This window comes from Flavitalea plasmicola (genome assembly GCF_030546645.1).
Taxonomy (GTDB): domain Bacteria; phylum Bacteroidota; class Bacteroidia; order Chitinophagales; family Chitinophagaceae; genus Puia.
This window is the reverse complement of sequence record NZ_JAUOTO010000006.1, coordinates 512,434-527,766: the sequence shown is the minus strand read 5'-3', so window position 1 is coordinate 527,766 and position 15,333 is coordinate 512,434. Positions and strand designations below refer to the sequence as shown.

15 protein-coding genes are annotated in these 15,333 nt (G+C 48.0%); 10 read left to right on the top strand and 5 right to left on the bottom strand.

Annotation, left to right across the window (positions count from 1 at the left end; translation table 11 throughout):
- Positions 1-675 carry a hypothetical protein gene (locus tag Q4E93_RS23930; protein WP_303589634.1) on the top strand — a complete coding sequence of 225 codons (675 nt, stop codon included), beginning with the start codon at positions 1-3 and terminating at the stop codon, positions 673-675.
- 39 nt (positions 676-714) lie between these two features.
- Here the strand turns inward: Q4E93_RS23930 and Q4E93_RS23925 are convergent, their stop codons facing one another.
- The 3 genes from Q4E93_RS23925 to Q4E93_RS23915 all read right to left on the bottom strand — a co-directional run bounded on the left by Q4E93_RS23925 (position 715) and on the right by Q4E93_RS23915 (position 2,930).
- Positions 715-1,140, bottom strand: coding sequence for an SRPBCC family protein (locus tag Q4E93_RS23925; protein ID WP_303589632.1), 426 nt, complete (start codon positions 1,138-1,140; stop codon positions 715-717).
- Between the two features lie 104 nt (positions 1,141-1,244).
- Complete coding sequence (locus Q4E93_RS23920) at positions 1,245-2,000, bottom strand: ester cyclase (protein WP_303589630.1); 756 nt, start codon at positions 1,998-2,000, stop codon at positions 1,245-1,247.
- A 156-nt stretch (positions 2,001-2,156) separates the two neighbouring features.
- Positions 2,157-2,930: a helix-turn-helix transcriptional regulator gene (locus Q4E93_RS23915; protein WP_303589628.1), complete on the bottom strand. Its 774-nt coding sequence runs from the start codon at positions 2,928-2,930 to the stop codon at positions 2,157-2,159.
- Between the two features lie 71 nt (positions 2,931-3,001).
- On the opposite strand from Q4E93_RS23915, the gene Q4E93_RS23910 reads away from it, so the two are divergent.
- From Q4E93_RS23910 to Q4E93_RS23900, 3 genes are all read left to right on the top strand, one after another.
- Complete coding sequence (locus tag Q4E93_RS23910; protein ID WP_303589626.1) at positions 3,002-3,577, top strand: Crp/Fnr family transcriptional regulator; 576 nt, start codon at positions 3,002-3,004, stop codon at positions 3,575-3,577.
- A 64-nt stretch (positions 3,578-3,641) separates the two neighbouring features.
- Positions 3,642-4,070: a DUF4267 domain-containing protein gene (locus tag Q4E93_RS23905; RefSeq protein WP_303589624.1), complete on the top strand. Its 429-nt coding sequence runs from the start codon at positions 3,642-3,644 to the stop codon at positions 4,068-4,070.
- Between the two features lie 8 nt (positions 4,071-4,078).
- On the top strand, positions 4,079-5,098 hold the full coding sequence (locus tag Q4E93_RS23900; RefSeq protein WP_303589623.1) for a DUF4421 domain-containing protein: 1,020 nt from the start codon (positions 4,079-4,081) through the stop codon (positions 5,096-5,098).
- A gap of 11 nt (positions 5,099-5,109) precedes the next feature.
- Here Q4E93_RS23900 and Q4E93_RS23895 read toward each other — a convergent pair whose 3' ends face one another.
- Positions 5,110-5,403 (bottom strand): NIPSNAP family protein, encoded by a 294-nt coding sequence (locus Q4E93_RS23895; RefSeq protein WP_303589621.1) that lies wholly within the window; start codon positions 5,401-5,403, stop codon positions 5,110-5,112.
- 108 nt (positions 5,404-5,511) lie between these two features.
- On the opposite strand from Q4E93_RS23895, the gene Q4E93_RS23890 reads away from it, so the two are divergent.
- The 3 genes from Q4E93_RS23890 (at position 5,512) to Q4E93_RS23880 (ending at position 11,412) form a co-directional block, all read left to right on the top strand.
- A complete protein-coding gene (locus tag Q4E93_RS23890; RefSeq protein ID WP_303589620.1) occupies positions 5,512-5,982 on the top strand; it encodes a CYTH domain-containing protein in 471 nt (156 codons plus the stop codon).
- A 93-nt stretch (positions 5,983-6,075) separates the two neighbouring features.
- Positions 6,076-9,267 (top strand): PQQ-dependent sugar dehydrogenase, encoded by a 3,192-nt coding sequence (locus Q4E93_RS23885; protein WP_303589619.1) that lies wholly within the window; start codon positions 6,076-6,078, stop codon positions 9,265-9,267.
- Between the two features lie 9 nt (positions 9,268-9,276).
- Positions 9,277-11,412 (top strand): TonB-dependent receptor, encoded by a 2,136-nt coding sequence (locus Q4E93_RS23880; RefSeq protein WP_303589617.1) that lies wholly within the window; start codon positions 9,277-9,279, stop codon positions 11,410-11,412.
- A gap of 40 nt (positions 11,413-11,452) precedes the next feature.
- Here Q4E93_RS23880 and yiaA read toward each other — a convergent pair whose 3' ends face one another.
- Positions 11,453-11,857 (bottom strand): inner membrane protein YiaA, encoded by a 405-nt coding sequence (gene yiaA / locus Q4E93_RS23875; RefSeq protein WP_303589615.1) that lies wholly within the window; start codon positions 11,855-11,857, stop codon positions 11,453-11,455.
- 200 nt (positions 11,858-12,057) lie between these two features.
- On the opposite strand from yiaA, the gene Q4E93_RS23870 reads away from it, so the two are divergent.
- The 3 genes from Q4E93_RS23870 (at position 12,058) to Q4E93_RS23860 (ending at position 15,321) form a co-directional block, all read left to right on the top strand.
- Positions 12,058-12,681 (top strand): HD domain-containing protein, encoded by a 624-nt coding sequence (locus Q4E93_RS23870; RefSeq protein WP_303589613.1) that lies wholly within the window; start codon positions 12,058-12,060, stop codon positions 12,679-12,681.
- A 91-nt stretch (positions 12,682-12,772) separates the two neighbouring features.
- Complete coding sequence (locus Q4E93_RS23865) at positions 12,773-13,567, top strand: SDR family NAD(P)-dependent oxidoreductase (RefSeq protein WP_303589611.1); 795 nt, start codon at positions 12,773-12,775, stop codon at positions 13,565-13,567.
- A gap of 254 nt (positions 13,568-13,821) precedes the next feature.
- Complete coding sequence (locus Q4E93_RS23860; protein WP_303589610.1) at positions 13,822-15,321, top strand: metallophosphoesterase; 1,500 nt, start codon at positions 13,822-13,824, stop codon at positions 15,319-15,321.
- Positions 15,322-15,333: the final 12 nt, after the last annotated feature.

The following is a 15,333-nucleotide window of genomic DNA, read 5'->3' as shown; positions in this document are numbered from 1 at the left end:
ATGATGGAAGATCTTGAATTAAGTGAGCTCTGGAAGCAATACAATCAAAAGATTGAAAGGGCCAATATCCTGAACTTACAATCCTGGGTGCTTCATCTGCAGACTTTTGAGTATTTACAAACTGAAAAGGCGAAGTCCAGGTTGAATGCGGTGAGCAGGTGGAAGAAATGGGTAGCTGCGCTCGGTGTGGTATGGGTACTTTTCCTGGTCTTTCTCATCGTCAATTCACTGGTCTGGGGAAAGTTGTTCTTTGTGGTGTCGGTGGCGGCCATTCTGGGATTTAACATTTATGCGGTGATCGTTTATATCCGACATACGTTGCTGATCTCGGAGATCGACAACAGCGAGAGCCTGATAGAAGTGCAGCAAAAGACGGCGGAGCTGAAGGCTTCTACCTTGCAGGCAACGCGTGTATTATTCCTGCAGACGCCGTTTTATTGTACCTTCTTCTGGAATTTTCAATGGATGAGGGAGAGTCCCCTCTCTTTCTGGCTGATCGCATTCCCTGTTGCGGTCCTGTTCGCTATCTTTTCCATCTGGCTGTACAGAAATATTCATCTTCGGAATGCCAATAAGAAATGGTTCAAATTACTGTTCAGCGGGAGGGAGTGGACTTCCGTTATCAAATCGATGGAGTATCTGAAGGAGATAGAGGAGTATAAAAAACAGCTTTAAGTTTTAATAAGCGAAAGCCCCCTTCCGGGGGCCTTCGTATTAGTTGGTTTCTGTATAGTTCTTAAAACTATCCAGGATGGCCTGCCAGCCCCCTCTTTGCATTTCGATAGGATTTTCGTTTTCCGCCTCGAAGGTTTGTACTATTCGGGTCTCATTCCCTTTTTTCGTGAAATTGGTCACTACTTTCCTGCCGTCGCCGATGGTGTATTCGATGAGCTCGTTTGTTTTAACGTTGTCGTATACGCCACCGAAGTCAAAGCCGAAGCTGCCGTCCTTCGCTTCCATACGGGAGAGGAATTTACCGCCTGTACGAAGGTCGTTCTCGGCGCGGGGCGTGTGCCAATCGGGCGAGGGGGTGGCCCATTTAATGATGTGTTCGGGGCCGCTCCAGTACGCCCACACTTTTTCTACGGGAGCTTTTACGGTGGTTTCGATGGTGATGGTGGTCTTATTTACCGTTTCCATTTTTCTTAGTTTTTGGTGTTAATGATTGGGTTATTGTTTGATGATGCAAACATACCACGGGCATTTGAAATGAAAAACTATGGTAAAACGACAAATAAGGGGGGCTAATCCGTCACTGTGGTGTAAATCCCTCTGTCAATGTTGATATTCAATCTCTTCAGCATGGCCGGCAGATCGAATCCCTCCTTCTTATACGCTGCCTGCACTGCCTCCCTGGCCTTTGCCATGACCTCTCTATTTGCCCAATGGGCCACCGTCACACAGATCAGATTGCCATCATTATCGTTGTATTCATATGCTTCGTCTTTTATAAACCCGGGCAAGGTTTTCAGGAGGCTTCGGTTCATGTGCATTCTTTCATAGAATTCAGCTTTGCCGGCTGGGGGAACGAGGAACTTATCAATGAGATTGACCTGGTCTTTAAGGGTGGCATCGTTCGATAGCTGGTTTAAGTCCTGAGGGACTGCCCCCAATTCCTGCAAAAAGCCCAAGCGGTCCGTGAGGACCTGGCCATTTGTTATTTTGCCGTCCTTCAAGGTGAAAATAGCCATCCCTTCGTTGGTGATGGGCTTACCTGTCGGGGCTAAGCCATTGTACTCCATTGTTTGGGTGCCCTTAAGCTTCCATCTGACGACTACCTTATCGTCTTCTCCGAGAAGCTCCTGGATATGCCATTGTATGTCGGGAAAGGCATCCATCAGCGGGGCGATTGGTTTTTCAAATCCCGCTGCCCCTTTCAGTCCCTGGAACCCTACGTAATCTTCGGATACCAGTTCTTTCAGCAGCGCTGTATTTCTTTTATTCAGGGATTGGTCGTACAGTCTGCGGATGACTGTCTTGTTCTTTTCAACGGTAGACATTTTTTTAGTTTTTGTGTTGTTATTGATTCCTTGTGCCTGTGTTATTCCTGCCATGAGGAGTAGCGCCGATAGCAGGGTATGCATCCGTACCATTTTGTTTTATTTTACACAAAAATACCCTGGCAGGCAGGCGAGGAATTGTAAAAAATCATTGATCTACCAATATTGGCCTGATCTGAAGAAGTCTTTGGGAGTTTGGCCCGTAAAAAGCCGGAAGTCTTTTATAAAATGGGATTGGTCGAAATAACCGGCTTCATAGGAGGCGTCGGTCAATGAATGAAAGGAGGGATATGCATTGATGAGGTGTCGCAGGCGGACAATGGAAGCATATTGTTTAGGCGTGGATCCCACCATTGTCCTGAACCTTTTTTCGAAAGCATCCTGGCTGATGTAAAGGGAGGCAGCCAGGTCTTTGACCCTTATGATCCCATTTTGTCTTTTGATCAGCTGAAGTGCATTGTCAATGAGGAGGTCGGCTTTGGTATTTGTCAGGTGCCTCAGGAGGAAAGATTGCATGATCTTTATCCTATCTGTTTTGTTTGCGGCTTCAGCCAGGCGCTCCAGGATCTCATTCAACGTTGAGGAATGGAAGAGGTTCCCGGAATGGACGTGCTGTTCGAACAATTCATGTGCGGGTGTCCTGGAAAAGGCATTGATCCCGCCTTCGGTGAAAACGACCAGGAGGTTGGAAGTGTTCTCTTCGTAGGTGAAATGCCGGGAAGACTTTCTCAGGCCAGAGACAACGGTGGCGGGGAGGTTGGACTTTTCATCTCCTTCCATCATTTGAACCCTCCCCTTGTACCGAAAGGACATCACCATGGATGTATCCGGAATGGTGCTGCTGTCTGTTGCCAGGTCGCTTTCAATGATGATAAACTCCCTGACAAAAGGCTGTAATGCTATAGCGGGAAGGAACTTTTCTACTTTCATTATATTGCTGCCGGGTGCGAATCCCTGGCAAATTGGTATTAAATTTAGCGAAAATTCCTGAATCCTTCCATATGGAGCTGCTTCTCAAAACCATACGTACTTACATCCCCTTATCTCCCGATGACGAGGAAGTTGTCAGGCGACTGTTCAAGAGAAAAATATTCCGGCAGGGCGAACACTTCCTGGAAGCGGGTAGCACTTGCCGGTACGTAGGTTTTATCGAAAGTGGACTTGTCCGCTATTACACCGTCAATGGCGAAGATGAGAAAACATATTATTTTAGTAAGGAAGGAGCATTTATATGCGACAATGAAAGTTTTTTGCCACAGCAGCCTTCGGACAGGAACATTCAGGCACTTGAAACTACCGTTGTCTATATGATCGGATATCGCAATCTGCAGCAGCTGTACCGGGAGCTGAAACATGGAGAGCGGTTTGGCCGTCTGGTGATAGAACAAGTGTTTATTGCCGCTATCCGGCAGATCACCAGCATGTATAACGACCCGCCAGAGGTGCGGTACCAGGAATTTCTAGCTGTCTATTCGGATATCGGACAGCGTATACCCCAATATTTTATTGCCAGCTATATAGGGGTGAAGCCGCCTTCCTTAAGCCGGATCCGCAAGCGTCTCGCCGGAAAGCGGTAATTAACCCAGGTGAATAAACCGGCAATTTTTTAGCTGGAGATTTGTGCTATTAAATCAAAATAAGATGAAAACACAAAATCATGCTAAAGAATGGGGTCCGCGCAGCGTAAGTTATTGGGTTACGCTGTTTTTAGCGCTTGGAATTATTTTCGTAGGGGTTCGATTTATCGTGGCGCCTTCCGTGGGCGCGGAGGGATTCGGCATAGGTATCATAGATGCACATGATTGGGCTTATGGAAGAATCAAGGGCATCCGGGACATTTTTTCCGGTGTGGTATTATTGCCATTGTTGTGGATGCGGATGCGAACTGCGGCAGCCTGGGTGTTCACTACGACTATTATTGTTCCGGTGACAGACGGGGTGATCGTACTTGTAAACAATGGCGCGGGTGATGTGCAGCATTTGCTTATTCATTGGGGGACTGCAGTTGTCATGATGGCCACCAGTTTTTTACTTTTCAGGGCGGATACCATTATGATAAATAATGCTTAAATTTCGATATGAACCGAAGCCCCTATTTACTGCTTATATGCGCATTGTCTTTCAGCGCTGTCAGGGCTCAGGTATACAATGAGCCGGACCACGACACCACGTATTACCGGTCGTTCAAAGGGACGATCATCGGCCGGGTATATTTATCCAGGAGCTATTTACAATTCAAAATGGAGCCGCCAGCGGGCATTCATTCCATGAACTACCCGGTGAACAAGCCTTTGAGCCTCGGAGTAGGTCTTACTTATAAATCGTTGTCCTTCAGTTTTTCAAAAGGTTTGAATTTCCTGCATTCGAATAGTTCAAAAGGGTCAACGAAGAGTACGGACCTGCAGCTGCGCCTGTATAAGCGGAAGTGGACGATAGACGCGGTGGCTTCCTTTTACAAAGGATATTATTTGGATACGCGCGGGTTAGGCGTCGAAGACAGCCATCGCTATTACGTCCGGCCCGATATGAAAATTAGCATGGTGGGCACCTCGGTGGTTCGCGTGCTGAACGACCGGCGGTTTTGTTATGGCGCGGGGTTATCACAAAATGCCTGGCAACAAAAGTCGGCAGGCTCATTCCTGTTGGGGGGCGAAGCATTTTACGTGTCGATCAGCGGCGACAGCGCGTTTGCACCATACAAAGTAGACCCGGTGTACAATCAGAGCAACCTTCGTAAAATACGCTTGTTTGAAATAGGGCCGGGTGTTGGTTACGCCTATACGCTGGTGCTGCAAAAGCATTATTTCCTGCTTGGCTCTTTCGAAGCCAATCTTAATTTCCGATTTTCTCACGAATCAGGCACCGGTATTGGCGGGGACAAAGTGGGCATTTCCCCTAATTACATGCTGCGCCTGGCGACGGGCTACAACACCAGTAAATGGGGCCTGAGCTTAGCATGGCTCACCACGGGCGTGAAGCTGCAGGGAAAGGAGTTCGATTACAGATATTCCATCACTGCCGGTAATTATCGGCTGGTATATGCCAGGCGAATTGCTATCAACCGTAAGATGAAACAAATAATCGGGCCAGAGGATTAACGTCGAATTCACTACCAGATCTGGTATATTTCCCGGGATCCGGTGAGGTACATATCCTGGTAGCCAGCCATGGCTGCCTCCATTTTCTTCATTGCTTCGGTGTCCTCTTTGTACTTCTCCCAGCTCTTTTCATACGCGGTGAGGTTCTCGTATTGGGTCACCATTATTACCCTGTTGTATTGTCCGCTCATATCTGTAAGGATATTAACCAGTTCGCTGGCGCTGGTCATGGCTTCTTTGAATTTCTTTGCCAGTTTGGAAGCGTTGCCTGGTTTACAGACAAAGATGTCGTGTACCTGGATCATGGTGGTGATTTTTAGTTAAATATACTTAATGTTTTACAAGAATATGCGCCAGGGTTGGCATGGTGTGAAAAATAGTTGTCGTACCTTAATCATTAATATCCAACTGAAATGGGAATAGAAATTGAAAGGAAATATTTGATAAAGAAAGACAAATGGAATACATCCTTAGCAAAAGATGGAGTCCAATACCGGCAAGGCTATATTCTTACTGACCCCTCCAAAACCATCCGGGTTAGATTAGCCGGTGAGCAGGGCTATCTTACCATAAAAGGTCTTTCAGAGGGTGCTTCCAGGCCCGAATTCGAATATGAAATTCCCAAAGAGGATGCTATTGCGCTTTTAGATAATTTCTGCCCGGCTACCATTAGTAAGGTGCGATACAAAATTCAATTCGACAACCATCTCTGGGAAATTGATGAATTTTCTGGCGATAATGAGGGATTGATTGTTGCTGAAATAGAACTGGCAAGGGAAGATGAAACTTTTACGGTGCCGGATTGGATTGACAAAGAGGTAACAGCAGAAAGCAGGTATTATAATTCCAATCTCACTATTCATCCTTACAAGGATTGGAAATAAGACATATGTAGGTTTATAGTTATGAGTATGGCTTGCTGACTGAAATAAAAAATTAGTAACTATGCATATAACATATAATTGTAAAATTCCTTTATGAACATTTCCTGGCGATTGCTTTCCCCCCTGCCCTTCCTCCTTTTGCTATTCGTTCTTTTTAGTTGTAATCATAGCCGTCCTGGCAAACCGCGGGTGCTGATCTTCAGCAAAGGCGCCATGGGTGCTGCTTCGGCGGTGGCCCCTATTGATCTTCAGGCGCTGCAGAACCTGGCGGAGACCAATGGATGGCTGGCAGACACGACTTCAGACAGTACACGTTTTCGGGAAGATAGCCTTACGTTATACTCGGCTATCGTTTTCCTGAATACCCCGGGTAATGTCCTTGATCATTATGGACAGGCCGATCTCCAGCGTTATATACAGGCGGGGGGTGGTTATGCCGGTGTCCGATCGGCCACGACCTCGAAATATGAATGGGGATGGTATCGGCGGATGATCGGGGTGGATGATAGCAGCCGGAAGGGTATGTTCTCCCACGAATACGAAGGCGGGCGGGCCTGGTATGTAGATTCATTACCTTCTCTGACGGATACGTCCTCCCGGCGTCTCCTGGCGGATGGGATCCGGTATGCCATCGGTAAGAATACCGAGCTGGATTACAAAAAGGCGACGGCCCTGCGAGTGCCGGAAGCAGAAAGGTTCTCCAAGACAAACCTTGTACAAGGCGTCTTCTTCGAGCCCACTGAGATGACGATCCTCCCCAACCTGGACATCCTGGTAGTACAGCGGCGAGGAGAGATTATGCTGTATCATCATACCACGCAACAGGTGACACAGGCGGGATTTTTAGATGTATATTTTAAGACAAAGCATACGCCGAATGTCAATGCGGAAGAGGGTTTGCTAGGAGTTCAGGCTGACCCGGACTTTGCCAGGAATCATTTCGTCTATGTATACTACAGTCCGATCGATACTTCGGTAAACCGGTTGTCAAGATTTACGTTGTCCAATGACAGCATTGACCGGAAATCAGAGAAGATCATACTGGAGGTGCAATCACAGAGGGAAATATGCTGTCACACGGGCGGCTCTATCGCTTTTGGCCCGAACAATACGCTTTTTGTGTCTACGGGGGATAATTCCACTCCTTTTGATGAGCCTAATACGCCGTATCCCAGCAATGGGTATGCTCCGCTCGATGACAGGCCCGGCCATCTGCAGTATGACAGCCGCCGCGGTGCGGGCAATACCAATGATCTCCGTGGCAAGATCCTCCGCATCAGGGTCAATCCGGACGGCACCTATGATATACCAGAGGGCAATCTTTTTCCAAAGGGAGAGACTAAAGCGCGTCCGGAGATCTATGTGATGGGGGATCGTAATCCTTACCGCATAACGGTGGACAAGAAAAACGGCTATCTATACTGGGGGGAAGTAGGACCCGATGCCAACCAGGACAGCCTGGATACCCGTGGTCCCAGGGGCTATGACGAGGTTAACCAGGCAAGGAAGGCAGGCTTTTTCGGATGGCCATTGTTCGTAGGCAATAATTATCCCTACCATCTCCATAATTATCAGACGGGGGTCAATGGGCCTCTTTTTGATCCGGCGAAACCTGTTAACGAATCCCGCAATAACACGGGACTCCGGGACCTTCCTCCTGCGCAGCCGGCCTATGTGTGGTATCCGTATGGGCTATCCGATGAATTTCCCCAGCTGGGCAGCGGGGGCAGGTGCGCCATGGCGGGACCTGTGTTCTATTCAGACCTGTACCCGGACAGCACCCGGCTGCCAGACTACTACAATGGAAGATTCCTCATGTACGATTGGGTAAGAGGATGGTTCAAGATGGTGACGATGCGGGCGAATGGCGACCTCGATAACATGGAGCCCTTCCTGCAGGATACCAAGTTCAATGCTCCTGTCGATGTGGAGCTTGGGCCTGATGGGAAGCTCTATGTGCTTGAATATGGCAATGGCTGGTTTCAAAAGAACCCGGATGCCGGCATTTCCCGAATCGACTTTAACCGGGGGAATATTGCACCTGTCGTGGATAGTTTTAAAGTAGACAGGATCTCGGGCCTGCTGCCAATGAGCGTGCATCTTTCTGTAAGGGCGAAAGATCCAGAGAAAGACTCTCTTAAGTATGTTTGGGATACAGGCGATGGCCGTACCCAGGAAACATCGGCTCCCGTTCTCGACCACACCTATACGAAGGCAGGCGACTATGCCCTTTCGGTAACGGTGGTAGATGCGCACCACGCCGCGACAAAAAGCAATGTGCTGAGCGTCTATGCGGGCAATATCATCCCTACGGTGAATGTGCAGATCAAGGGCAATCGAAGCTTCTATTTTGAAGGTCAGCCGGTAGCTTATGTCGTGACTATTGATGATCCGGCGGATACGGGAAGAATAAAAGATATGAAAGGTCTTGTAGTATCGGCGGACTATACGGAAGGATCCGATAAAGCCGCCTCTTCCCAGGGTCACCAGGTGCTAAGCGCAGCGTTTGAAGGCAAGAACATCATGCTGTCACTGGATTGCAAGACCTGTCATAAGGTGGATGAAAAGTCTATTGGGCCTTCCTTTACGGATGTAGCTAAACGTTATGCGAAAGATCCGGAGATCGTCCCCAAGCTAATGCAAAAGGTGATGAAGGGAGGCAGCGGAAACTGGGGCGAAGTAGCCATGCCCGCACATCCCAATATCAAAGAAGATGATATCCGGCAGATAGTTTCCTGGATACAAACGCTTTCCGGAGCGGAGTCTACTATTAAATCTCTGCCAGCGACTGGGATGGTTGACCCAACCATGCATCATCCCCTAAAGGACAATGGCATCCTGACCATATCGGCTTCATTTACGAATAAGGGGGGAGACCATATTCGTCCACTGACGGGCATGGGCGCGGCCTCTCTCCATAATGCAAAGCTTTCCTTTCATGGCAAGCCCTCTATGAAGGGGCCTTTTCACCGGGATCATCTCGACCTGACCGGGATTGTGCGGGCTGAACTAAGCATTACCTGGAATGGGCGTCCCGGTCCCGCCTATCAAATGGAAGTACGCCTGGATTCCGCCTCGGGCAGGAAGATCGCGGATCTCGCATTCAGCGGGAGCGGTGCGAAGGCCTCTGCCGACGGAAAAGGATATGTGCAGACCATAATGGCGCCAATACAGGCGGTGAATGATGGCGGGTGGCATAATCTGTATGTTGTTGGTGAGAAAAAGGATCCGGCAGCACAGGAAGTTCCTGTTGTTTCCTGGTATATCCGATTGCTTAATCGCTAATAGAATCACATGTTTTGGAATAGTCGACTTGTTTTGATCCTCAGCTTATGGATGCCTTCCGTAGTGGTGTGTGCGCAATCAGTGGATTCGGCGACCTCGCTGAATGAGGTTGTGGTCACTGCGCAGAAAAGGGAAGAGCCTTTGGGAAAGGTCCCCATTGCAGTAGCAGCTTTCACCGCCACACAAGTGCAGCAGTTCAGGCTTTGGAATAATAAGGATATTTCGGGCGTCGTTCCGGGACTCTATGCAGCCGATCCGGGTGATGGGAGAGATGTCATTTCTATCAGGGGGGTTACGTCCACCTCTTATGATCCTGCGGTGGCGGTGTATGTCGATGGCATTAATCAATTCGGGCTGGATACTTATATTCCTTCCTTGTTCGATATTCAGCGGATCGAAATACTCAGGGGCCCACAGGGGACACTGTATGGTCGCAATGCTATGGGCGGCGTGATGAACATTATTACCCGGCAGCCTACGAACCAGTTCAGCGGCGTCGCAGAAGTCAGTACGGGAAATTACGGTCTGCAGCGGTATGTGGCCGCCTTCCGGAATCCTCTTGTCAAGAATAAACTCTTCATTGGTGCAGCGGGCCTGTATGAAGGGCGCAATGGTTATTATACGAATGAATATGATGGCTCTTCTTATGACAGGCAGCATTCTTTTACGGGGAATTATTATCTAAAGTACCTGCCGGGCCCACGCTGGACCCTGGATCTAAATGTCAAACAGCGAAACAATCGTAACCATGGGGCTTTCCCCCTTGTCGCTGATCCTTCCATGCTCTTCGGGCAGCCATTCAAGCTGGATCAGAATGCAAGGACCACCATGGTGGACAACACTTTCCAGTCTTCCCTTTCGGCGGGGTACAAGGGCCGTGGGTTTAACTTTAAGTCACAGACCTCTTACCAGAAGAATTACCGGTACTACCAGGAGCCGATCGACGGCGACTTTTCTCCTTTGGATGCTATTTCGGTCATTAATAATTATGGCAGGCGGTGGAACAATATAAAAGCGTTCACAGAAGATATTCAATTCTCTTCGGCTAGCTCTTCCAATCTCAAATGGACGGCCGGCTCTTATTGGTTTTACCAGGATCAACCCAATAGGCAGGCAACCCGGTATGGCAACGACGCCAATTTACTGGGTGTAGGCGATTCTCTTTTCTCGACGATCAACACGACGCGGAATCATAAATGGGGGATGGCTTTCTATGGACAATTGAGCTATCCTATTTCAAGCAGGGCCAATCTGACGGCTGGATTGCGGTACGACTATGAACATCAGCGGGAGGATGTCCTGGGTGAATACCAGCATGATCCTGACCCTACGCCTGTTGTAGTCATTCCCGATACGTCGGGGCGGGTGTCTTTTCATGCTTTTTCACCACGGCTGGCGCTGGATTACCAGGTGGCGGATCATTCTATCTTATATGCCGTCTATAGCCGGGGATTTCGTACGGGAGGCTTGACGCAGCTGTCGTTTAACCCTTCGGAGCCCCCCCTGGCGGGTTTCCGGCCGGAGTACAGCAGCAACTACGAGTTTGGCATCAAAAATTCCCTGCTGTCGGGAGTGCTACGGGTAAATGCCGACGTTTTTTTCACACATATCAATGACGCGCAGGTACCGACGCTCATTTTGCCTGAAGCGATCACTGTCACAAGGAATACAGGGAGGTTGGACAATTGGGGTGCGGAAGCCGAGATTGCCGGGAGGTTTGTCAAGGGGTTGGAGGTCATATATAATTTAGGGTATACGCATAGCCGATACCGGTCCCTGAAACTGTCACAGAATGGGGATATTGTCGACCTGGTGGGGAAGCGGCAGCTTTTTACCCCGGATCTCACTTCCCTGCTGGCGGTGCAGTATGGCCTTTCCCTGCGGGAAGGCATCAGGGCCTTTGTCCGTGGAGAATGGAAAATGATGGGATCGACGTATTTCGATCTTGCCAACACGATGCGGCAATCTCCTTATTCTATTTATAATATGCGCTGCGGTGTGGACGTGCGGCAATTCGAGCTGGCTGTCTGGGGAAGGAATATTGGGGATAAGAAATACATTTCCTATGCATATGATTTCGGGGCTTACCACCTGGGCGATCCCGCGACCTGGGGGGTGACGCTGGGGGTAAGGTTTGGGGGGTGATATTAGCCGCCGGACCGTTGCGTCCGGCGGCGTGGGGGGACTAATGATCGTCCTTTTTTGTTGCTTGCGCCGTGTCCCGGACGTTCTTCTGAACGGCGATGGCTCCGAATAGTGCGAGCATGAAAGCAAAGGCGTAAAAACCTTTTTCGCTGGGTAAGAGCGTTGCATTCCATAACCCTACTACCAGGAGGATAATCGACAGAATGGTGGAGAACCAGCTTAGTCCATAGTATATGTCCGTGACAGGAATCCCTTCCAATCTATCCCTTACGCTTTTTTGTACGGATATCACAGCAAAAAGTCCAAACATCAATACTGTGAAATAATACCCTTTTTCGTTGAGGGCCATCCCGGCCCGGTAGAGACCGATGAGAAATCCTATCATCCCGGCGCCAAGCGCAATCCAGGATGCCGCGATAAATGCATTAGACGGTTTTTGAGTCATATCAAACGGTTTATGGGGTTTTGCCTAAAAGGCATCTGATAAAGATACAATGCCGGCGTCTATTTTATGTGAGCAGATGGGGTATCTATGACCGTATTTAACTATATTTTTACTAAACTAGTAAACAACAAAAAGGGGTCGTTTGCGACAGCAGTTTCCGGGTCAGGGAGCCAGACGGAGACTATTTCGTAACTTCCTATATGGAAAGACAAATTACTTCGATCTTAAAAGTCCTCACACTTGCAGAGCGGCTGAAGTTTGAGCTTCGTCATAGTTATACTTCCAGCGGAAGGCAAGAAAGCGTTGCAGAACACACCTGGAGAATGTCATTAATGGCCGTGCTGATAGAACCTTTATTAAAACAAAAGGTGGATACTGTCCGCCTGCTCAAAATGATCATCATCCATGACCTGGTCGAGGCTGAGGCAAGGGATGTCTCGGCCCTGGACGTTTTGCGTAATCCCAGCATTAAGATCCAGAAAATAGAAAGGGAAAAGCAAGCCATCGAAAATCTACGCGTGGCGTTAGAAGACACTAATGGCCAGGAAATTTATGATCTGTTCTATGAGTTTGAAAATAAAGATACATACGAAGCTAAGGTAGCAAATGCATTAGATAAGCTGGAGGTTCAGCTGCAACATAATCATGCTGATCTCTCCACCTGGGAAGAAATTGAATATGACATGTGCTATATGATGGACAAGCATGTTCTTTTTGATGAAACATTGTTTGAATTAAAGAAGCAGATCGAAGATGCGGCAGAACAAAAAATGAGACTGGCCGGTGTTGATACCGACATGGTCAGAAAAAGAGTTATGGGATAGTGATTATACACCGTAAAAGGCTGATCGGAGTTACAAAAAAATGAACAAAAGGGGGTAATTTGCGTTACACGATAGCATAAATATTTTTTAAATGGATCTCCAACTTCAAGATAAAACCGCCTTTATCAGCGGCTCGACAGCCGGCATCGGATTAGCGATCGCCGAAGCTCTCCTTAAGGAAAAAGCCACTGTCATCATCAATGGACGTACAACGGAAGCCGTAGAAAAGACAGTATCTGCACTTAAAGCTACTTATCCTGGCGCCAGGGTCACCGGCATTCCGGCTGACTTCGGAATAAAAGAGGACGTTGCAGGTCTTTTGGATAAGCTTCCTTCCATCGATATTCTCATCAATAATGTAGGTATTTTCGAACCCAAGGCATTTGTGGATATACCGGATGAGGATTGGTTCCGTTTTTTTGACGTGAACGTAATGAGCGGTGTCCGCCTTGCAAGACGGCTATTCCCCGCCATGTTGAAGAAGAACTGGGGTAGGATCATATTTGTATCCAGTGAATCGGCCGTCTTCATTCCCGATGAGATGATCCATTACGGCATGACCAAGACCGCACAACTTTCCATCAGCAGGGGGTTGGCTGAATTGACCAAGGGGACAAATGTAACCGTCAATTCCATATTGCCTGGCCCTACCAGGTCCAGGGGCGTGGGTGATTTTGTAACCAGTCTGGCGAAGCAGGATAATGTTAGCTTCGATGAAATGGAAAAGAAATTCTTTCAGCAATATCGTCCTACCTCGCTCATCCAACGATTTGCTACTACGGAAGAGGTGGCGAATATGGTGGCTTACCTGGTTAGTCCGTTGGCATCTGCTACTAACGGCGCTGCCATCCGGGTAGAAGGAGGCTTAGTAAGGTCCGCAATATAAATACCCCCCCTATTTGAGGTATTTTAGTATCACATTTATTTAATATCTTAGTCTCTTATAAGTAAATACTATAGCCAGGATTTTCTGTAAATGACCCGAAGGCGCCTCTCCTGAACTTATCCATCCTGATGAATTCATAAACACTATCACTTGTCACTGGCAGGTTATCGCTGAGTAGCTATTGAAGCGTATGCTTTACAATACCTGAACATGGTTGAGGGAAAAGACATTTTATGTAAATAAATGGTTTTTCAATGCCTGTTTCTACTGTACTGCTTGGCCCCGAACAGATCCCCTATGGGGAAAAACTGGTAGAGATCTCCTCTGGCGGAAAAGAGATCTTTATTATCAGTGATTTGCACCTCGCCGCCGGACTGAATAGCAACGGCAATTATGACGGCACTGAAAACTTTTTTGCCGATAACTCCTTTGTGCGTTTCATCGATCACCTTGAGAAAAAGCTTTCTCAAAAGAAAAAAGGCCTGCTTATCATCAATGGAGATCTTATCGACTTCCTGAGGATAAGGAATATACCTGTTACGCAGCATGATTTCGAGATATGGAAGCAAATCCTGGACGATCTTGGATCGTCCATTCCGATGGATCTACTGAAGTCCTCGATCTCTCCCAAAGAGGTGAAATATGGCCTCCGGACAGATGACTTCAAATCGGTGTGGAAATTATATATATGCGGATCCGGGCATCCTATGTTCTTTAAAAGACTTGCATTATGGCTCCAGCAAGGAAATGAACTCATTATTACCAAGGGTAATCATGACCTGGAGTGGTACTGGAAGCCCGTAAGATGCTACTTTCGTTATCTGCTTGCCCAGCATATTGCATCCGGCGAGAGAGGCAATGTGGAGGAAATACTTGTCAAAGTGGTTAACCCGCAAACGCATTTCGTCGATGACAGTCTGGTGATCGACGGGAAAATATACGTCGAACATGGCCATCGCTATGAAAACTTCACGACTGTCGACGGGCCTCCGGTCCTGAAAGGCGATACGCAGCTGAACCTTCCTTTCGGATCTTTTTTCAACCGTTATCTGATCAACCGGATCGAACTGGCGTATCCACACATAGACGATGTCAGACCGCGGCAAAATATCCTTGCGCTGTTGCTAAGGGAAAGATTTCCCTTGGCCTTACAGTTGTTATTCAGCTACATACCCTTTACGATAAAGATCATTCCCAAGAAGCAATATGCCTATGCGTTGAGGTACTTATTTCATTTTTTACTTATTATCGTCATCCCCATTCTTATTACGGCATTTGCACTATACAAAGGATTTCCCGGCATCCTGAAGTCGGGAGGTTCTCCGGGCACGAACTCACCGGGGATCTGGCAATCCGTTCTGTCGGAGCTGAAGAATTTCTTATTCCTCGCGTTGTCTTATCTAATCGGAAGGCTGGTGGCCATGCTGCAACTGTCCGCTCCTTCTACCCTATACCCAAATGCCAGCCGCATCTTCTCCGGCAATCCCCATTTACAGCTGGTGACGTTCGGGCATACCCATGATCCCGAACAGGTGAGCGAAGGAACCATACGAGGAAAAGGGAGAAGATATTGTAATACGGGCACCTGGATCCCTGTTTTTGAAATGGACGCCGCGGACGTACGACTGGACAGGACCTATACCTTCCTGCATCTCGAGACTGATGACGGGGGAAATGTAAAACCCTGCGATCTTTTCCGATGGAACGACGATGCAATGCGTGAAGATCCGCTTGTCATGATAGACAAAAAGTAGGAAACTAAAATA

Excerpts from the sequence above, each read along its gene's own strand:
- Q4E93_RS23930 (WP_303589634.1), top strand. The coding sequence starts at position 1 with ATGATGGAAGATCTTGAATTAAGTGAGCTCTGGAAGCAATACAATCAA.
- Q4E93_RS23925 (WP_303589632.1), bottom strand. The coding sequence starts at position 1,140 with ATGGAAACGGTAAATAAGACCACCATCACCATCGAAACCACCGTAAAA.
- Q4E93_RS23920 (WP_303589630.1), bottom strand. The coding sequence starts at position 2,000 with ATGTCTACCGTTGAAAAGAACAAGACAGTCATCCGCAGACTGTACGAC.
- Q4E93_RS23915 (WP_303589628.1), bottom strand. The coding sequence starts at position 2,930 with ATGAAAGTAGAAAAGTTCCTTCCCGCTATAGCATTACAGCCTTTTGTC.
- Q4E93_RS23910 (WP_303589626.1), top strand. The coding sequence starts at position 3,002 with ATGGAGCTGCTTCTCAAAACCATACGTACTTACATCCCCTTATCTCCC.
- Q4E93_RS23905 (WP_303589624.1), top strand. The coding sequence starts at position 3,642 with ATGAAAACACAAAATCATGCTAAAGAATGGGGTCCGCGCAGCGTAAGT.
- Q4E93_RS23900 (WP_303589623.1), top strand. The coding sequence starts at position 4,079 with ATGAACCGAAGCCCCTATTTACTGCTTATATGCGCATTGTCTTTCAGC.
- Q4E93_RS23895 (WP_303589621.1), bottom strand. The coding sequence starts at position 5,403 with ATGATCCAGGTACACGACATCTTTGTCTGTAAACCAGGCAACGCTTCC.
- Q4E93_RS23890 (WP_303589620.1), top strand. The coding sequence starts at position 5,512 with ATGGGAATAGAAATTGAAAGGAAATATTTGATAAAGAAAGACAAATGG.
- Q4E93_RS23885 (WP_303589619.1), top strand. The coding sequence starts at position 6,076 with ATGAACATTTCCTGGCGATTGCTTTCCCCCCTGCCCTTCCTCCTTTTG.
- Q4E93_RS23880 (WP_303589617.1), top strand. The coding sequence starts at position 9,277 with ATGTTTTGGAATAGTCGACTTGTTTTGATCCTCAGCTTATGGATGCCT.
- yiaA (WP_303589615.1), bottom strand. The coding sequence starts at position 11,857 with ATGACTCAAAAACCGTCTAATGCATTTATCGCGGCATCCTGGATTGCG.
- Q4E93_RS23870 (WP_303589613.1), top strand. The coding sequence starts at position 12,058 with ATGGAAAGACAAATTACTTCGATCTTAAAAGTCCTCACACTTGCAGAG.
- Q4E93_RS23865 (WP_303589611.1), top strand. The coding sequence starts at position 12,773 with ATGGATCTCCAACTTCAAGATAAAACCGCCTTTATCAGCGGCTCGACA.
- Q4E93_RS23860 (WP_303589610.1), top strand. The coding sequence starts at position 13,822 with ATGCCTGTTTCTACTGTACTGCTTGGCCCCGAACAGATCCCCTATGGG.